This is a genomic window from Janthinobacterium sp. NFX145 (assembly GCF_049810325.1).
Taxonomy (GTDB): Bacteria; Pseudomonadota; Gammaproteobacteria; order Burkholderiales; family Burkholderiaceae_D; genus Janthinobacterium; species Janthinobacterium rivuli.
In genome coordinates, this window is sequence record NZ_CP187360.1 from 450615 (window position 1) to 467757 (window position 17143).

A 17143-nucleotide genomic window follows, 5' to 3' on the forward strand; every position below is an offset into this window, starting at 1 on the left:
TCATGACGACTTCCTCTCAAGTATCGCTGTTGGGCCGCCGCGCCGTGCTGGCATTGGGCCTGACTGTTTTGCTGTCGGCCTGCGGCTTTCATTTGCGCGGTTCGAACGGCAGTTTCATGCTGCCGTTCGCGACGATGTACATCGGCTTGCCCGACACGTCGCCGCTGGCGATCGGCCTGAAGCGCTATATCCGCGCCATTGGCAGCACGGAGGTGGTGAGCACCAAGGATGGCGCCGACGCCGTCCTTGAAGTGCTCAACGACCCGGAGAGGAATCGTACCAAGACCATTTTGTCGCTGAACAAAAATGGCCGCGTGCAAGAGTACCAACTTGGCTATTCGATCAATTTCCGCGTGCTGGACAAGGAAGGCAACCAGTTGCTGGCGCCGACCACCATCAGCCTTGTGCGTCCGATCACCTTCGACGAATCGCAGGTACTGGCCAAGGAAACGGAAGAAGCGGCGCTGTACCGCGACATGCGCAACGACCTGGTGCAGCAGATCATGCGCCGCCTGGCCGCCATCAAGCCGGTGCTGCCGGCCATGTCGGTGGCGCCAGTGGCGCCCGTGACGCCGGTCGCGCCAGCCCCGCAGCAGTAACGGGGACGCCATGCAATTGCGGATAGACGCGCTCGATGGGCATGTGGCCAAGCCGCTGGCGCAGCTGTATGTGATCACCAGCGACGAACACTTGCTGGCGCTGGAAGCGGCCGACAAGATCCGCCGCGCGGCGCGCGCGCAGGGTTACTCCGAGCGCGACGTGCTGACGGTGGAGCGCAGCTTCAAGTGGGGCGAACTGCTGGCGGCGAACCAGGAGCTGTCGCTGTTCGGCGATAAAAAACTGATCGAGCTGCGCATCCCCACCGGCAAGCCGGGCAAGGATGGCGGCGCGGCGCTGCAAAGCTACGCGAAAAACCTCAGCCCCGACAATCTGACCCTGATCACCTTGCCCAAGCTGGACTGGGCCACGCAGAAGGCGGCGTGGGTTGCCAGCCTGCAGCAGGCGGCCGTGTATATCGACATTCCGAACGTGGAACGGGCGCAGTTGCCGGCCTGGATATCGCAGCGCCTGGCCGCGCAGGGACAAAGCGCCGAACGGGCCAGCATCGACTTCATCGCCGAGCGGGTGGAAGGCAATTTGCTGGCGGCGCACCAGGAAATCCAGAAACTGGGCTTGCTGCATGCCGCGGGCAAGCTGACGTACGAGCAAGTGCAGGACGCGGTGCTGAACGTGGCCCGCTATGATGTCTTCAAGCTGTCCGAAGCCATGCTGGCTGGCGACCCGGCGCGCCTGGTGCGCATGCTCGAAGGCTTGAAGGGCGAGGGCGAGGCGCTGCCGCTGGTCTTGTGGGCCGTCTCCGAGGAAATCCGCACGCTGTTAAAATTGAAGGCCGGCATGGCGCAAGGGCGTCCATTGGGCGCACTGCTGAAGGAATGCCGCATCTGGGGTCCGCGCGAGCGGATGATGGAGCCGGCCCTGCGGCGCATTTCGCTGCCGGTGCTGGAAGCGGCGCTGCAGCAGGCGGCGCAGGTGGACAAGATGATCAAGGGCTTGCGCGCCAAGGGCTACGCGGGCGACGCCTGGGACGCCATGCTGCAACTGGGCCTGAAGATCGCCAAGGGTTAACTTTTATGGATACGAGCATGGACATCACAGAATATATGCAGGACGTGGGCACGCGCGCGCGCGCCGCTTCGCGCGCCATGGCGCGTGCCGACAGCGCCACGCGCAACCGCGCCTTGAGCCTGATCGCCGCCGCCATCGTGCGCGATGCCGACCTGCTGCGCGCGGCCAACCAGCGCGATCTGGACGCGGCAGCCGCCGCCGGTCTGGCGCCGGCCATGCTCGATCGCCTGACCCTGTCCGACGCGGCCATCGCCACCATGGTCGAAGGCTTGACGCAGATCGTCTCGCTGGCCGATCCGATCGGCGAAATTTCGAACATGAAATTCCGCCCGACGGGCATCCAGGTGGGCCAGATGCGCGTGCCGCTGGGCGTCATCGGCATCATCTATGAAGCCCGTCCGAACGTGACGGTGGACGCGGCCGGCCTGTGCATCAAGAGCGGCAACGCGACGATTCTGCGCGGCGGCTCGGAAGCGATACACTGCAACCGCGCGCTGGCCAAGCTGGTGGCCGAGGGCTTGCTGGGAGCGGGCTTGCCGGCCGATGCCGTGCAAGTGATCGACACCACGGACCGCGCCGCCGTCGGCGCGCTGATCACCATGCCGCAATTCGTCGACGTCATCGTGCCGCGCGGCGGCAAGGGCTTGATCGCACGCCTGATGGCCGAGGCCACCGTGCCGATGATCAAGCACCTCGATGGCATCTGCCATGTGTATATCGACGCCAAGGCCGATATCAAAAAAGCGATCGATATCGGCTTCAACGCGAAGTGCCACCGCTACGGCACCTGCAACACCATGGAAACTTTGCTGGTGTCGCGCGCCGTCGCCGCCACCGTGCTGCCGCAGCTGGCCGAACTGTATTTGACCAAGCAGGTGGAACTGCGCGCCGATCCGGAAAGCCATGCGATCCTGGCCGCCGCTGCCTATCCGCACCTGGTGCCGGCCACCGAGGAAGACTGGTCCACCGAATACCTGGCGGCCATCCTGTCGGTGAAGGTGGTCGACGGCATCGACGAAGCGATGGATCACATCAACCAGTATTCATCGAAGCACACGGAATCGATCATCACGGAAGACTACAGCGACGCGCTGCGCTTCCTGCGCGAAGTCGATTCCGCCTCGGTGATGGTGAACGCGTCAACGCGTTTCGCCGACGGCTTCGAATATGGCTTGGGCGCCGAAATCGGCATCTCGAACGACAAGCTGCATGCGCGCGGTCCGGTGGGACTGGAAGGCCTGACCTCGCTCAAGTACGTGGTCTTTGGCCACGGCGAAATCCGCAAGTAGTCTCCTCGCGGGCGGCTCACAAGGCGGCCCGTGCTCTCGTTTTTCTCCACCTCCGACACTGGGAACCCCATGCTCTTTCTCTGGACCAAAGCCTTCCACATCATCTTCGTCATGTCCTGGTTCGCCGGCCTGTTTTACTTGCCGCGCATCTTCGTGAACCTGGCGATGGAGACGGAAACGGTCGCCACCGAGCGCCTGCTGCTGATGGCGCGCAAGCTGTACCGCTTCATGTCGCTGCTGGCGCTGCCGGCCATGGTGCTGGGGCTGGCGTTGATGTGGATGCTGTATGGCGGGGGCGAAGGCCGCATGAAGATGCCGGGCTGGATGCACGCCAAGCTGACGTTCGTGGTGCTGCTGCTCGGCTATCACCACGCTTGCGGTTCCATCCTGCGCAAGTTTGAAAAAGGTCTCAACAAGCGCAGCCACACCTGGTTCCGCTGGTTTAATGAAGTGCCGGTGGTGATGCTGCTGGCCGTCGTCGTGCTGGTCGTGGTCAAGCCTTTCTAAGGGAGTCGAGATGAGTGCAAGCCAGAGCAAAGTCGTGCAGTATTTCTTCGCGCCCCACTCGCCATGGACCTATCTGGGTCACGCGCGCCTGATGGCCATCGCCGCCAAGACGGGTGCGCAGATCGACGTGCGTCCCTTCGACCTGGGCAAGGTTTTCAGCGTGTCGGGCGGCCTGCCGCTGGCCAAGCGCGCGCCGCAGCGCCAGGCCTACCGCCTGGCCGAACTGGCGCGCTGGTCGGCCTTTCTGCAAGTGCCATTGACCTTGCAGCCGAAGTTCTTCCCCGTGTCGCCGGAAGCGTCGGCCAAGCTGATCATCGCCACGCGCCTGGCGCACGGCGTGGAAGCCTCGCTGAACCTGGCGCACGCCATCATGCGCGGCCTGTGGGCCGAAGAGCGCAACATCGGCGACGAGGAAACCTTGGTGCAGATCGCCATTGACGCGGGTTTCGATGGCCGCCAGTTGCTGAAAACGTCGGAAACGGCCAGCGTGCAGGCCGAATACGACGCCAACACGGAAGCGGCCACCGCCGCCAGCGTCTTCGGCTCGCCGTGGTACATCGTCGATGGCGAAGGGTACTGGGGCCAGGACCGTCTCGATTTTGTCGAGCGCGCGCTGTTAGTAAAGTAATTAGATGTAGGTCGGATTAGCGCCCCGCGCGTAATCCGACAAGCTCAGTCGGCAGCGCACGTCGGCTTACGCCCTGGCGGGCTAAGCCGACCTACGTAATATGCAGGATTTTTAGTTAATTGTTTTTCAACGGATAAAAGGTATCCTAATTATGGCTTCATATTTTTGCCCATGCCCGCGCGGCATGGAAGCGGCGCTGGCCGAGGAACTGGGCGAGATCGCCCAGGATAGTTCGACCATGAAGGTCCACAACCAGGTACCGGGCGGCGTACACTGCTCGGGCGACCTGCTGGACTCCTATCGCATCAATCTGCATTCGCGCATCGCTTCGCGCGTGCTGATGCGCATGGCCCATTCCGGCTACAAGACGGAAAACGATATTTATGACCTGACCCTGGCGCAATCGTGGGAAGACTGGTTCGGCGTGCACCACACGATCCGCGTCGACGTCACGGCCGTCAAATCGCCGCTGCGCAGCCTGGAATTCACGACCCTGAAAATCAAGGATGCGATCTGCGACCGCTTCCGCGACCAGTTCAACGAGCGTCCCTCGGTCAACACCAAGACGCCGGACATGCGCATCGTCGGCTTCCTCGACGCGCACACGTTCACCGTCTACCTCGATACCTCGGGCGAAGCCCTGTTCAAGCGCGGCTGGCGCGAAGAGACGGGCGACGCGCCGTTGCGCGAAAACCTGGCCGCCGGCCTGCTGCGCGTGTCGGGCTGGAAGCCTGGCATGGTGCTGTTCGACCCGATGTGCGGTTCCGGCACCATCCTGGCCGAAGCGGCGCAGATGCTGCAGGGGATTCCACCGGGCGCCTCGCGCCAGTTCGCGTTTGAAAACTTCCACGATTTCGATCCGGCGCCGTGGAATGCCATGAAAAACGCCATCAAGGTCAATCCGCTGCCGGCCGAACCGACCATTTTCGGCAGCGATATTTCGGGCGACATGGTCGCCATGACGCGCCATAACCTGCGCTGCGCCGGCGTGCGTTTCGACGTACCGCTGAAACAGATCGAGGCGCAGGAAGTCAAGCCGCCAAGCGAGGTGCCGGGCATCATGCTGACCAACCCGCCGTACGGCGAGCGTATCGGCGTGCGCGGCGACAGCACCATCCCGGAAGATGAACTGTCGACGTCCTTCTATTCGGCCATGGGCACGACCCTGAAGCAGCGTTTCGCCGGCTGGACCGTGTTCCTGTTTACGGCCGACCTGGGCTTGCCCAAGCTGCTGCGTTTGAAAGAAGCGCGCAAGACGCCATTTTTCAACGGCGCGCTGGAATGCCGTCTGTTCCGCTTCGATATGGTGGCGGGATACAACCGCCGTGAAGAGGCGAAGCCGAAACCACAGCAGTAAGCGTTCACCGCAAGACCCCCGCAGTAACCCCGCGCGCGGACCAATGTCGGTCCGCGCGCCACTTTGATCCGCCATGTTTCCCACCCCTCCGGCCGATGTGCCGCCCGACCCGGTCACCCCCGTTCCGCCTCCCACGCCGAGCCACATGGCGCCGCTGAGCCGCGGTGCGCTGGCGATGATGCTGGCCGGGCTGTCGATGCTGGGGCCCCTGTCGATCGACACCTATCTTCCCGCGTTTGGCGCGATCCAGGGTTCGCTGCAGGCGTCGCCGCTGGAAGTGCAGCAGTCGCTGACGTTCTACATGCTGGCCTTTGCCGGCATGGTGCTGTGGCATGGCGCCATCTCGGATACCTTCGGCCGGCGCAACGTCATTCTCGTGTCGCTGCTGATGTTTGCCATCGGCTCGCTCGGTTGCGCTTCGGCGCACACGGTGCACTACCTGTGGTTCTTCCGCATCATGCAGGGCGTGTCGGCCGGCGCCGGCGTGGTGATCAGCCGCGCCATCATCCGCGACTTGTATGCCGATGCGGCGGCGGCGCGGCTGCTGTCGCTGGTGACGATGATCTTTTCCATCGCCCCGGCCGTGGCGCCGATTCTCGGCGGCTGGATCGTCATCTGGTTCGACTGGCGCTCGATTTTCCTGTTCCTCGCCTTTTACACGGTGGTGCTGCTGGCGTTCTGCTACTGGCGCCTGCCCGAAACCCTGCCGATGGAAAAGCGCCAGCCGTTCAATCCCCGTTTCCTCGCGTCGAGCTATGGCCAGATCCTGCGCTCGCCCCTGTTCCACATCAAGGCCGGCATCGTCGCCCTCAATTTCGCGGGCCTGTTCCTGTTCATCACGGCCGCGCCGGAAATGCTGCCCAAGCAGCTGGGCCTGGGGCCATCGCAATTCGCCTGGCTGTTCATTCCCTGCGTCAGCGGCATCTTCATGGGCGCCGCGGCGGCCAACCGCATCGCTGGCAAGGTCACGTTCGCGCGCCAGATCGGCATCGGCTTTGCCTTCCTGCTGTGCGCCGCCAGCGTCAACGTCGTGTATCACCTGTTCCTGCCGCCATCGCTGCCCTGGTCGGTGCTGCCCCTGTTCTTCTACACATTCGGCATGTCGCTAGTGGGGCCCGGCGCGACCCTGCTGGCGCTCGACCTGTTCCCGCATATCCGCGGCACGGTCGCTTCGTGCCAGTCGTTTGCCAGCACCTTGCTGGGCGCCGTGGTGGCCGGCGTGATCTCGCCGCTGCTGTCCGGTTCCGTGCTGTGGCTGGCGTCGGGCCAGCTGGCGTTTACGGGCCTGGCGCTGGCCCTGTGGCTGATATCGCGGCGCTTCCGCCACCGTTTGCTGGGTTCCTTCAAGGCATAAGTTTCCACTGTAGAACGCTGGATTTATTTCAACTTAATTTTCTATATTGCAAGTAATATCCGGCGCTTATGATAAGATGACTTCTTTCCCGGCATCCTCTCAGGCAATAGATTTTTTGGTTACAGGAGTGGAGGATTCCTCTGAACGTGGCCGCGCTTCGCTGCTAAGCGCTCATCCTTTTCGAACCGGCAATGCCTGATACGATGCATCAATCTGATCAAGATATTCGCAATCGCCTGCTGATTGCCCGCCTGCCGGCCATGCCGCAGATCCTCCTCAAGCTGATCGCCCACCTGCAGGCCGACGATGCCGGCATGCCGGAGCTGGCCGCCCTGATCGCCAAGGATGCGGGCATGACCAGCAAGATCCTCGGCGTGGCCAACAGCTCGGCCTACCATCGCCAGAGCAAGGTCGTCAGCCTGGAGCAATCGCTCGTGTCGCTGGGCACGGACATGATCAAGACCTTGGTCATCAGCGAATCCGTCTTCCAGACCTTCAACAGCTTCCCCCATTCCGGCAGCACGGATTTGCGCGCCTTCTGGAAAAGTTCGCTGTCGGCCGCCGTCATGGCGCGCGCGCTGGCCAAGGCCATGGCCTATCCGCACGTCGAGGAAGCGTATCTGGCCGGCTTGCTGCACAACGTGGGCCGCCTGGCCTTGCTGGCCACGGCGCCGAAGGAATACGCGTTCAATTTCACGGCGCGCGACGATGCCGCCCTGTGCGCGGTGGAGCAGCGCACCTTGCAGATCACGCATGCGGAAGCGGGCGCCTGGCTGATCGAACGCTGGCATCTCGATTCCTTCCTGGCCGACAGCGTGCTGTATCACCATGAACCGCTGGCGCGCCTGGAAGCGAGCCATCCCCTGATCCGCATCGTGCGGCTGGCGCACCTGCTGTGCTGCCATGCCGACGATGCGGACGAGGCCGAGTCCATCGCGCAGGCGGCCAGCCTGTGCGGGCTGGACGTAGCGGTGCTGGATGACCTGGCCGGCAGCGTCGCGCGCCAGGTGGCGCAGGCGGCGCAGCACTTGGGCATCGACCTGGCGGGCGCGGACGATATCGCCACGCCGCCCGCGTATGCGCCGCCCGCCCCCGATCCGGTGCAGCAGCGCTTGTCCGACGAAGTGCGCAATATGGTGCTGGTGTCCGAAGTGGGCCAGACCTTCGCCCGGCAACAGGGCGAGAGCAGCCTGCTCGAAGCCATCACGCGCTCGGCGCGCATCCTGTTCGATTTCGACACCGCCGTCATCCTGCTGCAAAACCCCACCGGCCATGCGCTGGTGGGCGTGGCGGCGGGCGAACATCAGCATCGCCTGGCCGGCTTCTCGATCCCGCTGGCCAAGGGTGGCCCCCTGGCCGCCTCGGCGCTGGAGTGCCAGCTGGCGTTCCTGAAACGCGACATGCCGGCGCTGGGCATCGTCGAGGAGCAGCTGTTCCGCATTCTCGGCACGGACAGCCTGGTTTGCGTGCCGCTGGTGACAGGCCAGCGCAGTCTGGGCGTGCTGATTGGCGGCGTGGCCGCGTGGCAGATTCCTTCTTGCCAGAAGCGCGAGGGTTTCCTGCGCGCCTATGCCAACCAGGCCGCCACGGCGCTGGAAACGGCCCTCAGCGCGCGCGGCCTGGCACGGCGCCAGCTCGATCACGTGGCCGAGGAGTACCGCGCCGCGTCGCGACGCGTCGTGCATGAGGTGAATAACCCGCTGTCCATCATCAAGAATTACCTGAGCGTGCTCGATCACAAGCTGGAGAAGCAGGAGCCGGTCATCGGCGAGATGGCTATCCTGAACGAGGAAATCGACCGGGTCGGCCAGTTGATCGGCGGCCTGGCCGATCTGCAGCCGGTGCCGGCCAGCGGCGTGACCGATTGCGCGCGCGTGGTCGACGACGTGCTGCGATTGTTCCGCGCCACCGACTTCCTGCCGCCGAAAATCGAAGTGGTCACGCGCATGCAGGATGCGCCATGCGAGGTGGAGGCCGATGCCGGCATGCTCAAGCAAATCCTGCTCAACCTGCTGAAAAACGCCGTCGAAGCCTTGCCCGACGGCGGGCGCATCGAAGTGGCGAACCGTGGCCACGTCAACCGCGACCGCCGCCTGTACCTGGAACTGTGCGTCAGCGACAATGGCGCCGGCCTGGCGCCGGAAGTGCTGGCCAATCTGTTTTCCCCTGTGCGCAGCAGCAAGCAAGGCGCGCATCACGGCCTGGGCTTGTCCATCGTGCATGACCTGGTCACGCGCCTGCATGGCGTGATCGGCTGCCGCAGCAGCAAGTCCGGCACCTCGTTTGAAATTTTACTGCCCATTCCCGTGCCGGCGAGCGCTGCAACCGCGCTGCCCGCGCCCGGCAATACCGCCTTGTCTTCGTAACGTCCATGAACTCCTCCGCCATTCCGTTTGACCTGGAAAACAGCCCGCGCATCCTGCTGGTCGACGACGAGCCCCGTTTGCTCGCCTCCCTCCACGAATTGCTGAAGGACCGCGGTTACCAGCTGTACACGGCGACCTGCGGCAGCGAGGCGCTGGCGCAGTTGTCGAAACTGCGCTTCGACCTGATCCTGCTGGACTTGCGCCTGCCCGACATGAGCGGCCATGAAATCATGGACCACATCAACCGGCGCGGCATCGAGGGCGACGTGATCGTCATGAGCGGCGACGTCGGCATCGAGGCGGCCATCGGCGCCCTGAAGCGTGGCGCCTACGATTATCTGCGCAAGCCGTACAGCCGCGAGGAGCTGCTCAAGACGGTGGAGAACGCGCTGCAAAAGCGCAAGCTGGCGCTGGAAAACGAGCGCATCGCGCTGCAGCTGGAAAACTCGGAAAAGATGTACCGCTATCTGGTCGACAGCTCGCCCGACATCATCTATACCCTGAACCATGAAGGCCGCATCACCTTCATCAACGATCGTGTGCACCAGTTGCTGGGCTTTAGCCGCGAAGAGCTGATCGGCAGCCATTATTCCATCCTCGTGCACGATGAAGACCAGGAGCGGGCGCGCTATGCCTTCAATGAGCGCCGCATCGACGAGCGTGCCTCGCGCAATGTGGAATTACGCCTGAAGTGCCATAGCGGCAGCGGCAGCGACCGTACCTTCAACAACACCTTGATGACGGTTCCGCTCAATTCGATCGGCATGCACGATCACGAAGCCCGGAAGCAGGAATACTTCGGCACCTACGGCGTGGCGCGCGACATCACCGACCGCAAGCGCGCCGAGGAAGTCATCTCGTACCAGGCCTATCACGACATTCTGACGGACCTGCCGAACCGCATGCTGTTCAAGGACCGCCTGGGGCTGGCCGTGATCCAGGCGCGGCGCAAGCTGACGGAACTGGCCGTGATGTTCATCGACCTCGATCGCTTCAAACTGGTCAACGACACCCTGGGCCACGTGAAGGGCGACGAATTGCTGCAGCAGGTGGCGCTGCGCCTGAAGGATTGTTTGCGCCGCGGCGATACCCTGGCGCGCCAGGGCGGCGATGAATTCACCATCGTGCTGCCGGAGCTGCGCGACCGCCAGGATGCGCGCCTGATCGCCGACAAATTCCTCGAATGTCTGCACCAGCCCTTCGACCTCGATGGCAACCAGGTGCATATTTCGGCCTCGATCGGCATCGCCATCTATCCGGGCGACGGCGAGACCATCGACGAGCTGCTGCGCCACGCCGACATCGCCATGTACCAGGTCAAGGCACTGGGCAAGAACGGCCACAGTTTTTATCACGAGTCCATGCTCGACGTGTCGCACCAGAAGATCGCGCTCGAGCAAAGCCTGCGCAAGGCGCTGGAACTGAACCAGCTGGAGATGTATTACCAGCCGCAGGTGGACGTGATGACGGGCCGCATCGTCGGCGCCGAAGGCCTGATGCGCTGGAACCACCCGCAACGGGGTTTGCTGACGGCCGGCGAATTTTTGCCGTTCGCCGAGGAAAACGGCTTGATGCTGCCGATCTCGGACTGGATGCTGGGCGCCCTGTGCCGCGACCTGGTGCAGTGGAACGCCGCCGGCGGAGAAGCCGTGCGCCTGTCGCTCAATCTGTCGCCGCAATACCTGGACCGGGGCGACTTTTTCGAGAAGATGCGCGGCGCGCTGACGCGCTATGGCATCGCGCCGGAAAAGATCGAAGTGGAGATCACGGAAAACATCTGCATCCGTAACCCGCAGTATGCGATCGAGCAGTTGAACAAGCTGTGCCAGCTGGGCGTGTCGGTGGCCATCGACGATTTCGGCACCGGTTATTCGTCGCTGTCGTACCTGCACCGCTTCCCCATCCACACGATCAAGATCGACCAGTCGTTTGTGAAGGAAATCCATGACGAGCACGGACACTATCCCGTCATCCTGGCCATCATCTCGATCGCGCGCGGCCTCGGCCTGCACCTGATCGCCGAGGGCGTGGAAACGGAAGGCCAGGCGCGCTACCTGCAGGACAAGGGCTGCACCACGATGCAGGGCTATCTGTATCACCGGCCCATCTCGCTGGGTAGTTTCATCGGCGTGCTGCAGGAGCAAAATCGCCTGATCGCCGATGCCGCCCCCGCGCTGCCCCATGCGCTGGCCATCGAGGCTTGACCGTGCCGCTTGCCGATCCCCGCTCCACGGCGGCTCATTACACAGCTGCTCATTACACAGCTGACTATTTGCGCCTGAAAGGCCTGGCCGAGAAGGGTAATGCGAACGCCCAGCACAGCCTGGGCTTCATGCATTTCAATGGCCAGGGCATCGAACAAAGCTATGCGCTGGCGCTGCACTGGTACGGCCTGGCCGCCGCGCAGGGGCTCGAACATGCGCAGTACAACCTGGGCGTGATGTGCCAGAAGGGGCAGGGCGTGCCCCAGGATTTTGCGCAGGCGGCGCATTGGTACCAGCAGGCGGCCGAGCAGGGTTACGCGGCGGCGCAGTACAACCTGGGTTGGCTGTATGCCAAGGGCCAGGGACTCGCGCAAGATAGCGGGCTAGCCATGCTGTGGTTCAGTCGTGCGGCGGAACAGGGCGACGCCGGTGCACAAAACAACCTGGGCATGATGTATGACAATGGCAAGGGCGTGCCGCAGGACTTCGTGCAAGCCATCAATTGGTACCGCAAGGCGGCAGAGCAGGGTTATGCGCGGGCGCAGTTCAACCTGGGCCTGCGCTACGACAATGGCCAGGGCGTGCGCCAGGATCGCCAGCAGGCGACGGCCTGGATGCGCAAGGCGGCCGAGCAGGGCTATGCGCCGGCCCAGTTCAACCTGGCGCTGCGCTATGAAAATGGCGACGTGCCGCCGCAGGACAGCAAGCAGGCGATCAGCTGGTACCGGCGCGCGGCCGAGCAGGGCCACGCCAGTTCGCAGTTCAACCTGGGGCTGATCTATGACAATGGTCAGGGCGTGCCCTGCGATAAACAGGCGGCGCTGGAATGGTATGTCAAGGCGGCGGGGCTGGGCCATGCGGCGGCCCAGCACAATCTGGGCCTGCACCATGAACATGGCGCCCACGATTACGCGCAGGCGCAAGCGTTTTACCGCCAGGCCGCCGAGCAGGGCTTTCCCGCCGCGCAGTACCAGCTGGGACTGTTGCATGAGCATGGACAGGGCACGCCTGCCGATGCGCAGGAAGCCATCTTCTGGTACCGCAAGGCGGCAGATCAGGGACATGTGCGGGCGCAGTTCGACCTGGGCCTGCGCTATGAACATGGCCAGGGCGTACCGCAGGATCTGTCGCTGGCGCTGGAATGGTACCGCCGCGCCGCCGAGCAGGACTACGCGCCGGCGCAATACATGCAGGGCGTCTTGCATGACCGCGACGACGGTCCCGCGCCCGATAGCCAGCAGGCCTGCGCCTGTTATTGCCGCGCCGCCGCGCAGGGCCACAGCCTGGCGCAGTTCGCGCTGGGGCTGCGGCATGACAATGGCCAGGACGTGCCGCAGGACTATGCCGCCGCCTGGGACTGGTATGCGCTGGCCGCGCGCCAGGGCCATGCGCGGGCGCAGATGAATCTGGGCTTGATGGCGGCCAGCGGCCAGGGTGGCCCGCTCGATTTGCAGCAGGCGTACATCTGGCTGTCGATGGCGGCGGCGGCCGGCGTGGCCGGCGCTGAAAAATCCCTGCGCCAGACGGCGGCGCGCATGCGCGAGACGGATCTGGCGCGGGTGCGCGAACAGCTGGCGGCGATAGCAGGCTGAGCTGCGATGCCCGCGTTAGCGTGCGCGGATACAACAGCAGGTGCTGTATAGTCCTTTCCCTTCGCCATCTGTGGCTCTCCTTGTTTTCCCCAAGACGCAAAAAATTGCTGCGGTATTTGCGGTTTTGATGTGCTAAGGTTCCAGCAGAAGGTGGTCTGTCTATTCTTTAGAAAAGGAAAACTATGCGCCTGAACCCTTCCACTGGCCGTTCGGCCGCCCTCCTGTGCGCGCTGGTGTTGCTGTCGTCCGGCGCCGGCGCCGGCCCCCTGGATGCCCTCAGCAACCAGGATGCGAGCAATGGCTTGAAAGCGGCGCTGGAAGCTGGATCGGCCGCCGCCGTTGCCAAGTTGGGCATCGAAAATGGTTTTCTGAACAATGATAAGGTCAAGATCAAGTTGCCCGGTATTCTGGAGCAAGCCAAGCCCTTGCTGAAAATGACGGGCCGCGGCCAGCAACTGGACGACCTGGTGGTGTCGATGAACCGTGCCGCGGAGTCGGCCGTGCCGATGGCCAAGCCCTTGCTGCTCGACGCCGTCAAATCGATGAGCGTGAGCGATGCGAAAAATATCCTCTCCGGTGGCGATACCTCCGTCACGGATTTCTTCCGCCAGAAGACCTCGGCGCCCCTGGCCGTCAAATTCCTGCCCATCGTGAAATCCGTGACCGACCGTTCCGGCCTGGCCAGCAAGTACAACAGCACCATGAGCCAGATCGGCAAGACGGGACTGGTGCCGCAGCAGCAATCGACGGTGGAAGGCTATGTCACGGACCGTGCGCTTGACGGCCTGTACCTGATGATCGGCGAGGAAGAAAAAGCCATCCGCAGCAATCCGCTCGCTTATGGCAGCAAGATTATCGGCAAAGTGTTTGGCAGTTTGAAGTGACAGTTCAAGCGTGATGCAGGGCTGCAGGCGGCGTTTGCGCTGCATGGATAGGTGTGGCGCAAGGGAAACAAGTTAAGCATTTGCTACAAGAAAACAATGTTAAAATTCTGCGAGATACATTCCTGAGGCATGGTTAAGCAACGATCAATTGCCCGGGAGTGCCCAGTTTTAGTGGCGAACTGATGCGTGGCATTGCAAGATGCCCGTCGGTTGGCCTTTTTTCGTTTCATTCACGTTTCCCCAAGCTCATTGATTTTCTGAATATATTGTCAGGAATTCCAGGTGCAGGATCTTTTAGGTAGCCGGATTTGTTAAGCGTACTCAGAAAATCAATCAAATATACCTGGTGTGGCTGTCTGGTGCTTGGCGCGCCTTCGGTGATGGCCGCGACCCCGAATCATGGTGGTCAATCCGGCTACATCAATATGCCCAGCGCCGTGGTGGAAACGGACGGCACCTTCAGCGTCGGCTACAGCTACGACAGTCCGTATGGCCAGTTGTGGGCGACGGCGAATATCCTGCCTTTCCTGCAAATGACGGGACGTTATGTGTCGATCACGGGCATTCCTGGTTTTACCAATGTGCCCGGTGAATATGGCAGTGGCTATGGCCGCTACAAGGACAAGGTCGTCGACGGTAAATTGCGCCTGTGGACGGAAACGGAGTGGATGCCGTCCGTTGCCGTCGGCATGACGGATTTGTTCGGTACCGAGTTGTTCAAGGGCCAATATGTAGTTGCCACCAAGACATTTGGCGCCAGCAAGAATATCGAAGCGAGCCTCGGCTATGCCCATAAACGCCCGGACGGCGTGTTTGCCGGCGCGCGCTGGACTCCTGCTGCGCTGCCGCGCTGGTCGGTGGTAGCCGAATACGATACAACGAATTATCTGCGCGACTTCCGCGCCAGCGAAACGAGTGCCGGCAAGCGCCGTAAAGGCGCTTCCCTGGGCCTGGAGTACCGCTGGGGCTGGCTTGCCTTGCAAGCGGCACGCAACCGTGACCAGTTCAGCGTGAACGCCTTTATCAGCATTCCATTTGGTGAGCGCGAGTTTGTCCCCAAGGTGTACGAACCGGCGTATTTCGTCGATGACAAGAATCCGCCACCGCTGCCGAGCAAGGAAGAATGGCACCGCGACCCCGTGTATGGCGCCGACCTGGTCAATGCTCTGGTAAAACAGGACTATAAAAATATCCGTGTCGAGCAAGAGGGCAATGTCCTGAGCCTGAGCCTGACCAACAGCCGGATTTCGAACATGGGCCGCGCCGTTGGCCGTGCCGCGCGCACGGCTGTCGCTTTCACGCCGAAGGGCGTGACGACCTTGCGCATCACGTATACCAAGCTGGACCAGCCAATCGCCACCTACGAATTCTTTGATTTGCCAAAACTGAACGATTATTTGGCAGGCAAGATCGACCGCAAGGCCTTCCTCGACGTCGTGCTGCTGCGTTATCCAGAGAAAAGCGATGTCATCCGGGATGATCAGCAAGGCTGGCTGCAGGAATTCCTCGACAAGCCGGCGCCCGTCGTTGCCGCCGCGCCTGCACCAACACCTGCGCCCGCGCCGGTACTTGCGGCGGCTCCCGCCGTTTCCGCACCGGCTCCCGCCAAGGCCAGCAACGTCCTCAAGGACGACGGCAAGCTGGCCGTCGGCGTTGGCGTCGATGGCGACGTGGTGCAAATCAAATCGCTGGACCGGGAGGCGAACCGTTTCAAGATCGCCCCCAAGGTGGGCTTCTTCTTCAATGACCCGAGTGGCGCCTTCCGTTATTCGATTTCGGCCGTGGCCAACTACGACCGCCGCTTGGGCGACGGCCTGTACCTGAATAGCGCCGCCAGCCTGCAGTTGCTGGAAACGGTATCGGGCGTCAAGCAGCCATCGAACAGCAATCTGCCGCACGTGCGTACCGATGTCGCGGAATATTTGCGCGGCGGGCGTTTCTCGCTGAGCCGCGTCTTGCTGAATAAATACAACAATCCTGCCGAGCGCGTGTATACCCGCATGTCGGCCGGCCTGTATGAAGACATGTTCCGCGGCGTGGGTGGCCAAGTGCTATACCTGCCGAAGGATAGCCGCTGGGCGGCCGACGTGGCCGTCGATGCCTTGCAGCAGCGTGGCTACAAGGGCTTGCTCGACTCGCGCGACTACAAGACGGTGACGGCAATCGGCTCCCTGCATTACCGCTTGCCACACGACATTACCGTGACGGCGCGCGCCGGCCGCTTCCTGGCAAAAGACACGGGCGTGCGCATGGAATTCAAGCGCCGCTTCCAGTCCGGCATCGAAGTCGGCGCCTGGTACACGCATACGAACGGTAACGACATCACCAGCCCCGGCACGCCATCGAAGCCGTACCAGGACCGTGGCATCTTCATGTCCGTGCCGCTGAACAGCATGTTGCCGATGGACACGCAATCGACGGCCGGTTTTGCCATTGCGCCATGGACGCGCGACGTGGGGCAGATGGTGGCCTCGCCGGGCGACCTGTACGACATGATCGAGCGCCCGCGCGCAGACATGCACAGCTACGATGGCCTGGGCAACTTTGCCGAGCGCCCGGACGAACAGCATCTGCCTGCCGTCAATCCGCCTGACCGGCCGTTTGTCAGCCCATGGCCCGCCATGCGCGCGCGCCTGGAGCAATCCGCATCTGCTACGCCTAGCGCCCCTGAATGGCTCAAGGCGACGGCGGTGGTCGGGGGCGTGGTGCTGGCATCAGCCCTCAGCGACAAGCCCATCGACCGTTTCGTCAAGAAGCACGAGGATTCCAAGGTCTACCGCAATTGGGATAAGCTGGGCAAGGCCATGCCGTACGCGGCAGTGGGCGCCGCTGCCGCCGCTTTTGCCCTGGGCGATGAGCGCATGCAAAATACGGGACTCATTTCCCTGCAATCGGTTGCCGCGGCTACGGGTTTGGCGGTGGCCGGCAAATATGCGTTTGGCCGCGCCCGTCCAGAGGAAGACCTCGGAACGTGGAACCGCGTCGGCAGCGGCAATTCCCGCTCGAATTCCTCATTCCCTTCCGCGCATGCCGCGATCGGCTTCGCCGCCGTGACGCCGTTTGCCAAGGAATACGATGCGCCATGGCTGTACAGCGTGGCCGCCGTCGGTTCCGCCGGCCGCGTGTTTGGCCGCAAGCACTGGGTGTCCGACACGGTCGCCGGCGGCATCCTCGGTTACGCCATGGGCAGCTGGCTGTGGCACGCGCAGCGCGACCAGAGCAAATCGGGCCTGTCGATCAACCCCGGACCGAAAGAAATCAGCGTGACCTGGCAGGGCAAATATTAAACGCGCATGGCGTCCCTTTACTTATACAACATCATTTATCCAGAAAAAG

12 protein-coding genes are annotated in these 17143 nt (G+C 62.9%); all 12 read left to right on the forward strand.

Annotation, left to right across the window (positions count from 1 at the left end):
* Window positions 1–2 precede the first annotated feature (2 nt).
* The 12 genes from lptE to ACPJXG_RS01990 all read left to right on the forward strand — a co-directional run bounded on the left by lptE (window position 3) and on the right by ACPJXG_RS01990 (window position 17094).
* The gene (gene lptE / locus ACPJXG_RS01935; RefSeq protein ID WP_035822677.1) at window positions 3–599 is read left to right on the forward strand and encodes an LPS assembly lipoprotein LptE; all 597 of its coding nucleotides are present in this window, start codon (window positions 3–5) and stop codon (window positions 597–599) included.
* Between the two features lie 10 nt (window positions 600–609).
* Window positions 610–1626: a DNA polymerase III subunit delta gene (gene holA, locus ACPJXG_RS01940; protein ID WP_425253241.1), complete on the forward strand. Its 1017-nt coding sequence runs from the start codon at window positions 610–612 to the stop codon at window positions 1624–1626.
* A gap of 17 nt (window positions 1627–1643) precedes the next feature.
* Entirely contained in the window at window positions 1644–2915 is a 1272-nt protein-coding gene (locus tag ACPJXG_RS01945) for a glutamate-5-semialdehyde dehydrogenase (protein ID WP_425253242.1), read from the forward strand.
* Between the two features lie 69 nt (window positions 2916–2984).
* Complete coding sequence (locus ACPJXG_RS01950) at window positions 2985–3422, forward strand: CopD family protein (RefSeq protein WP_034745744.1); 438 nt, start codon at window positions 2985–2987, stop codon at window positions 3420–3422.
* A 10-nt stretch (window positions 3423–3432) separates the two neighbouring features.
* Window positions 3433–4050 carry a 2-hydroxychromene-2-carboxylate isomerase gene (locus ACPJXG_RS01955; RefSeq protein WP_425253243.1) on the forward strand — a complete coding sequence of 206 codons (618 nt, stop codon included), beginning with the start codon at window positions 3433–3435 and terminating at the stop codon, window positions 4048–4050.
* Between the two features lie 151 nt (window positions 4051–4201).
* Window positions 4202–5407, forward strand: coding sequence for a THUMP domain-containing class I SAM-dependent RNA methyltransferase (locus ACPJXG_RS01960; RefSeq protein ID WP_371933489.1), 1206 nt, complete (start codon window positions 4202–4204; stop codon window positions 5405–5407).
* Between the two features lie 73 nt (window positions 5408–5480).
* Window positions 5481–6761: a multidrug effflux MFS transporter gene (locus ACPJXG_RS01965; RefSeq protein ID WP_200880291.1), complete on the forward strand. Its 1281-nt coding sequence runs from the start codon at window positions 5481–5483 to the stop codon at window positions 6759–6761.
* 203 nt (window positions 6762–6964) lie between these two features.
* Complete coding sequence (locus tag ACPJXG_RS01970) at window positions 6965–9127, forward strand: HDOD domain-containing protein (protein WP_425253244.1); 2163 nt, start codon at window positions 6965–6967, stop codon at window positions 9125–9127.
* Window positions 9128–9132: 5 nt separating this feature from the next.
* Window positions 9133–11331 carry an EAL domain-containing response regulator gene (locus ACPJXG_RS01975; protein WP_176390843.1) on the forward strand — a complete coding sequence of 733 codons (2199 nt, stop codon included), beginning with the start codon at window positions 9133–9135 and terminating at the stop codon, window positions 11329–11331.
* Window positions 11332–11333: 2 nt separating this feature from the next.
* A complete protein-coding gene (locus tag ACPJXG_RS01980; protein WP_425254699.1) occupies window positions 11334–12923 on the forward strand; it encodes an SEL1-like repeat protein in 1590 nt (529 codons plus the stop codon).
* Between the two features lie 182 nt (window positions 12924–13105).
* Window positions 13106–13807: a DUF4197 domain-containing protein gene (locus tag ACPJXG_RS01985; RefSeq protein ID WP_035822663.1), complete on the forward strand. Its 702-nt coding sequence runs from the start codon at window positions 13106–13108 to the stop codon at window positions 13805–13807.
* Window positions 13808–14187: 380 nt separating this feature from the next.
* Window positions 14188–17094: a YjbH domain-containing protein gene (locus ACPJXG_RS01990; RefSeq protein ID WP_425253245.1), complete on the forward strand. Its 2907-nt coding sequence runs from the start codon at window positions 14188–14190 to the stop codon at window positions 17092–17094.
* Window positions 17095–17143 lie beyond the last annotated feature (49 nt).

Excerpts from the sequence above, each read along its gene's own strand:
- lptE (WP_035822677.1), top strand. The coding sequence starts at position 3 with ATGACGACTTCCTCTCAAGTATCGCTGTTGGGCCGCCGCGCCGTGCTG.
- holA (WP_425253241.1), top strand. The coding sequence starts at position 610 with ATGCAATTGCGGATAGACGCGCTCGATGGGCATGTGGCCAAGCCGCTG.
- ACPJXG_RS01945 (WP_425253242.1), top strand. The coding sequence starts at position 1,644 with ATGGACATCACAGAATATATGCAGGACGTGGGCACGCGCGCGCGCGCC.
- ACPJXG_RS01950 (WP_034745744.1), top strand. The coding sequence starts at position 2,985 with ATGCTCTTTCTCTGGACCAAAGCCTTCCACATCATCTTCGTCATGTCC.
- ACPJXG_RS01955 (WP_425253243.1), top strand. The coding sequence starts at position 3,433 with ATGAGTGCAAGCCAGAGCAAAGTCGTGCAGTATTTCTTCGCGCCCCAC.
- ACPJXG_RS01960 (WP_371933489.1), top strand. The coding sequence starts at position 4,202 with ATGGCTTCATATTTTTGCCCATGCCCGCGCGGCATGGAAGCGGCGCTG.
- ACPJXG_RS01965 (WP_200880291.1), top strand. The coding sequence starts at position 5,481 with ATGTTTCCCACCCCTCCGGCCGATGTGCCGCCCGACCCGGTCACCCCC.
- ACPJXG_RS01970 (WP_425253244.1), top strand. The coding sequence starts at position 6,965 with ATGCATCAATCTGATCAAGATATTCGCAATCGCCTGCTGATTGCCCGC.
- ACPJXG_RS01975 (WP_176390843.1), top strand. The coding sequence starts at position 9,133 with ATGAACTCCTCCGCCATTCCGTTTGACCTGGAAAACAGCCCGCGCATC.
- ACPJXG_RS01985 (WP_035822663.1), top strand. The coding sequence starts at position 13,106 with ATGCGCCTGAACCCTTCCACTGGCCGTTCGGCCGCCCTCCTGTGCGCG.
- ACPJXG_RS01990 (WP_425253245.1), top strand. The coding sequence starts at position 14,188 with ATGGCCGCGACCCCGAATCATGGTGGTCAATCCGGCTACATCAATATG.